Origin of the sequence: Mesorhizobium sp. M7A.F.Ca.US.014.04.1.1, assembly GCF_003998745.1 — a bacterium.
Taxonomy (GTDB): domain Bacteria; phylum Pseudomonadota; class Alphaproteobacteria; order Rhizobiales; family Rhizobiaceae; genus Mesorhizobium; species Mesorhizobium ciceri.
Window position 1 is genome coordinate 1 of record NZ_RZRW01000429.1, and the last position, 5,032, is coordinate 5,032.

Annotated in this window: 5 protein-coding genes; all 5 read right to left on the reverse strand. The window is 63.7% G+C overall.

The genetic code is table 11. The features are described 5' to 3' along the window. Nucleotides 1–1,186, reverse strand: a 1,186-nt coding sequence (locus EOA22_RS24105; protein WP_164755771.1) for an ATP-binding cassette domain-containing protein, incomplete at its 3' end; no start/stop codon positions are given. Further along, nucleotides 1,183–2,052 carry an ABC transporter permease gene (locus EOA22_RS24110; RefSeq protein ID WP_063168182.1) on the reverse strand — a complete coding sequence of 290 codons (870 nt, stop codon included), beginning with the start codon at nt 2,050–2,052 and terminating at the stop codon, nt 1,183–1,185. The genes EOA22_RS24105 and EOA22_RS24110, both read right to left, overlap by 4 nt. After that, a complete protein-coding gene (locus tag EOA22_RS24115) occupies nt 2,049–2,996 on the reverse strand; it encodes an ABC transporter permease (protein WP_063168181.1) in 948 nt (315 codons plus the stop codon). Before EOA22_RS24115 ends, EOA22_RS24110 begins: the two co-directional genes overlap by 4 nt. Nucleotides 2,997–3,009: 13 nt before the next feature. Next, entirely contained in the window at nt 3,010–4,488 is a 1,479-nt protein-coding gene (locus tag EOA22_RS24120; protein WP_063168180.1) for an ABC transporter substrate-binding protein, read from the reverse strand. A gap of 161 nt (nt 4,489–4,649) precedes the next feature. Continuing rightward, nucleotides 4,650–5,032: M20/M25/M40 family metallo-hydrolase (locus EOA22_RS24125; protein WP_127390263.1), on the reverse strand; the 383-nt coding region annotated here is incomplete at its 5' end.

A 5,032-nucleotide genomic window follows, 5' to 3' on the forward strand; every position in this document is an offset into this window, starting at 1 on the left:
CGGCGCGCGTCGGCTTTTTCTCCAGCACATGCAGGGGTTCGGCAACCAGCTTTTTCACCTTCTGGCGCGGGTCGAAGGAGCCATAGGGATCTTGAAAAACGACCTGCATATCGCGTCGCGCCGGCTTCAGCTCGGCTTCGCTCTTGCCGGTTATGGTCCCGCCGCGGAACCGGATCGAGCCCGATGTCGGCCGATCCAGCGCCAGGATCATGCGGGCGAGCGTCGACTTGCCGCAGCCGGAGCGACCAACCAGTGCCACTGACTGACTCGGCGCCATCGACAGCGAGACGTCGTCGACGGCGCGGATACCAGGCGCGCGCTTGAACAGCGAAGTGCGCCGGCCGGGATAGTCGCGGGTCACGCCCTCGACCTGAAGCAAAGGGCGGCCCGTCTCGATGCCATGCGGCCTGGCGCGCGCCGGCACATGCATCGAGGCCTGCGCCAACTGGCGCGTGTAGGGGTGGAGCTGTTCGGATAGCGTGCGTGCGGTGTCGCCGGCTTCCATCACCTCGCCGCGGCGCAGGATGGTGATGCGGTCAGCCATCTCGGTCACCACGGCGAGGTCATGCGAGATCAGGAGCAGGCCCATGCGGCTCTCCGCGACGAGGTCGCGCAAAAGGTCGAGGATTTGTGCCTGCAGCACCACGTCGAGCGCCGTCGTCGGTTCGTCGGCGATCAGCAGCTTCGGCTTCAGCGCGCAGGCGATGGCGATGACGACGCGCTGGCGCTGGCCGCCCGACAGTTCGTGCGGATAGCGCGACAGCGGGAATTTCGCTTCGGGCAAGCCGACACGGTCGAGCATTTTTCGCGCCCGGTCTTCGGCCTCGGCGCGGCTGGCCCTGGTGTGCCAGCGTATGCCTTCGGCAACCTGCTCGCCGATGGTCTTGACCGGATTGAGCGCGGTCATCGGCTCCTGGAACACCATGCCGATGTCGTCGCCGCGCAGCGCACACATCTGGTCCTCGGTTGCTGCCAGGATGTCGATGCCGTCGAATGTGACACGTCCGCTGGCGCGCGCGGCATGGGGCAGAAGCTGCATCACCGTCAGCGCGGTCATCGATTTGCCGGAACCGGATTCGCCGACCAGCCCCATCACCTCACCGGGCGCGACGGAAAGCTCCACACCCTTGAGGATCTGCGTGTCGCCGATGGTCAGCGACAGGTTCTCGATGTCGAGCAGGCTCATCGCTGCCGCCGCGATTTCGGATCGAGGATGTCGGCGATGCCGTCGCCCAGGAGGTTCAGCCCCAGCACGGCGACAACGATCGCCATGCCCGGAAAGATCGCCATCCATGGCGCCACCACCATGCGGGTCTGCGCGTCGAACAGCATGCGGCCCCAGCTCGGCATTGGCGGTTGCGCACCCAGGCCCAGATAGGAAAGCCCGGCCTCGGCCAGGATGCCCAGCGCGAACTGGATGGTGCCTTGCACCAGAAGCAGCGTGGCGATATTGGGCAGCACATGTTCGATTGTGATCTGCGTGCTGCTCTTGCCGGCGGCGCGTGCGGCGAGAATGAACTCGCGCGGCCAGATCGCCAGCGCGCCGGCCCGGGCGACGCGCGCAAAGACCGGGATGTTGAAGATGCCGATGGCGATGATGGCGTTGACGGCGCCCGGTCCGAAGATGGCGGTGATCATGATCGCCGACAGCAAAGCCGGGAAGGCGAAGACGAGGTCGTTCAGCCGCATCAGCGCCTCGTCGACGGGGCCGCCGCGTGCCGCGGCAAAGGCGCCGAGCGGCACGCCGACCCCCATGCCGATGCCGACCGCGACCAGCGCCACGGCAATCGAATTGCGGGCGCCGACCATGACCATCGACAGGATGTCGCGGCCGAAATGGTCGGTGCCGAACCAGTGCGCCAGCGAGGGCGCTTGCGTCTTATCCGATATCACCAGTTTCGTGACGTCATAGGGCGTCCAGGCATAGGAGACGACAGCCATTGCCAGGATCAGCAGGGTGATGACGAAACCGGCAACGAAGGCGGTATTCCCGAACGCCTTGCTCAGGATGCTGCCGAACGTCTCTTCTGATATGTCGATGTGCAGTGTCATTGCCGGCTTCTCAGGCGCGGATCGACGACCGCATAGGAAAGGTCGACCAGCAGATTGACGGCGATGACGGCGGCGACCAGCAGCATGACGACGCTTTCGACGACGATCAGGTCGCGCTGGGTGATGGCCTGGAACACCAGCCTGCCGAGGCCGGGCAGATAGAAAACATTCTCGATGATGATGGTGCCGGCAAGCAGGAAGGCGAACTGCAGGCCCAGAATGGTCAGCACCGGAATCATGGCGTTGCGCAGCGCGTGCCGCCACAGCACAGCTCGGTAGGGCAGACCCTTGGCGCGGGCGGTACGAATATAGTCCTCGTTCAGCACCTCGATCAGCGCCGAGCGGGTGACGCGCGCCAGAATCGCGGCTTGCGGCAAGGCAAGCGCCAACGCCGGCAGCAGCAGCGACTTCAAGGCTGGCCAGACGCCGGCACTCCAGCCGGGAAAGCCGCCAGCAGGAACCAGCCGCAGCCAGACGGCGAAGACATAGATCAGCATCAGCGCGAACCAGAAATTGGGCACGGCGACGCCAAGCTGTGCGGCGCCCATGGAAATCGTATCACCGGCCCGTCCACGCCGGCTGGCGGAAAACAGGCCGACGGGAATCGCGATGAGGGTGGAGAGCGCAAGCGCAATCAGCGCCAGCGGCAGCGAGACGGCCAGCCGCTCGCGAACCAGACCGATGACCGGCACCGAATAGGTGTAGGAGCGGCCGAAATCGAGGCTGAGCAGGCCGCCCGCCCAGTGCAGATAGCGCCAAGCCAGCGGCGCGTTGAGGCCCATCTGGTTGCGCAGCAACTCGACCTGGTCGGCACTGGCATTCAGGCCCAGCATTAGCCGCGCCGGATCGCCGGGCAGGACCTCCAGGACGGCGAACACCACCATGGAAGCCAGCACCAGCGTGGCGATGGCGATGGCGAGGCGTTTTAGGAGGTAGGCGGTCATGGAAGGTGGGGGATCATTCGCTCCACTTCACCTTGGTCAAATCATTGGCCTGGATCGGGGCGTTTTCCCACAGCCCTTGCAGCTTGGCGTCCCAGACGCCGATCTTCGGCAATTCATAGAGGAAGCCGACCACCGCATCGTCGGCCAGGATCTTCTGCGCTTGCCCCAGCAATTCCTTGCGCTTGGCTTCGTCGGAGGTGACGCCGAGATCGGCAATCACGTTGTCGAAGGCCGGGTTGTCGTAGTTGAAGTAATAATCCTTGCGCGAATAGATATCGATGTCGTTGGGCTCGGTGTGGGAGACGATCGTCAGGTCGTAATCCTTCTTGGTGAACACCTGGTCCAGCCACTGTGCCCATTCGACCGGAATGATTTCCAGATCGATGCCAACGTCGCGAAGCTGCGAGGCGATGATTTCGCCACCGAGACGGGCATAGGTGGGCGGCGGCAGTTTCAGCGTCGCCTTGAAGCCGTTCTCGAGGCCTGCCTCTTTCAGCAATTCCTTGGCCTTGGCGACATCATGCGGGTAGCGGCCGGTGAGGTCGACATAGTCCTTGTTGGCCGGCGACATATGCGAGCCGATCGGCTGGCCGAGGCCGGCCGAGGCGCCGTCGATGATGGCCTTGCGGTCGAGCGCGTAAGAGATCGCCTGCCTCACCTGCAGCTTGTCGAAAGGCGGCTTCTTGTTGTTGATCGACAGGATGGTCTCACCCTCGGTCGCGCCGATCACCACCTTGAAGCGCGGGTCGTCCTTGACCTGGGCGACGCTGTCGGCATCGAAGAACGGGAAAGCCTGGATGTCGCCCGAGAGCAGCGCCGGCACATAGGCCGCGGCATCCGGCACGATGCGAAACTCGGCCTTGTCGAGCGACGCCGGCGTGCCCCAGTAATTGTCCGATTTGACCAGCGTGATCGACGATCCCTTGGCCCAGCTCTGGAACTTGAACGGGCCGGTGCCGATCGGTTTCTCCTTGTTGGTGTCGGCAGATTCCGGCGCCACGATCACCGCGTCGCCCCAGCCCATATTGTAGAGGAACGAGCCCTGCGGGTTCTTCAGCGTGACCTTGACGGTTGCCGGATCGACGACGTCGACCTTGTCGATGGCGGCGAACAGGCCCTTTTGCGCGTTGACGGAGTTGTCGGCTCGCGCCCGGTCGAGCGAGAATTTCACGTCGGCGGCATCGAAGTCGGTGCCGTCATGGAATTTCACGCCGGTGTGCAGCTTGAAGGTGTAGACCTTGCCGTCATCGGAAATGGTCCAGCTTTCGGCCAGATCCGGGAGCACCTCGCCATTCGGCCCGATGCGCGTCAGGCCTTCGAACACATTGGCATAGAGAACCTCGTCGATCGCTGCGGCGGCACCGGCGGTCGGATCGAGATGCGGGGGTTCGAGCGGAATGCCGATGACCAGGTCGGTTCGCGCGGCGAACGCAGAGGTGCCGGCGGCCAGCGACAGCACCGCGGCCGCCAGAATGGTTTTCCACAATTTCATCGTGCAACTCCCCATGCGTTCAGACACGTGCTCGAACCCGAGTGATAGAAGCGTGATTTCGCCACGGAGTAAATTGCGTTTCGTTCTGCCCCTTGGCGTGGCCGGGAATGTTTTTGTCCTGGCGACCGCATCGGCAGTCGAAGCTTGTCGCGGTGCACACCTTATCCCGTGGCTGTGCCGCGCAGCAGCACGTTGAGCCCTATCGCCATCACCTTGGCCGATTCCACCATGTCCGATATGCCGACCCATTCGTCCGGCCGGTGGGCGAGGTCGAGAATGCCAGGCCCATAAGCGATGCAATCATAGATATGGCCGATGCGAGCTATGTGCTTCTGGTCATAGGTGCCGGGCGAAATGACATAATCGGGTTCGCGGTCGAAGATCGCCATGATGCCTTGCGCAACCGCCTTGACCACCGGCGCGTCGCGCTCGGTCATCAGCGGCAGCACTTCCATCAGGTCGCGGATTTCATAGTCGAATTTTGTCCGCTCGCGTTTCAACCGGTCGAGAATGCCGGTCACTTCACCTTTGACGGTGTCGAGAT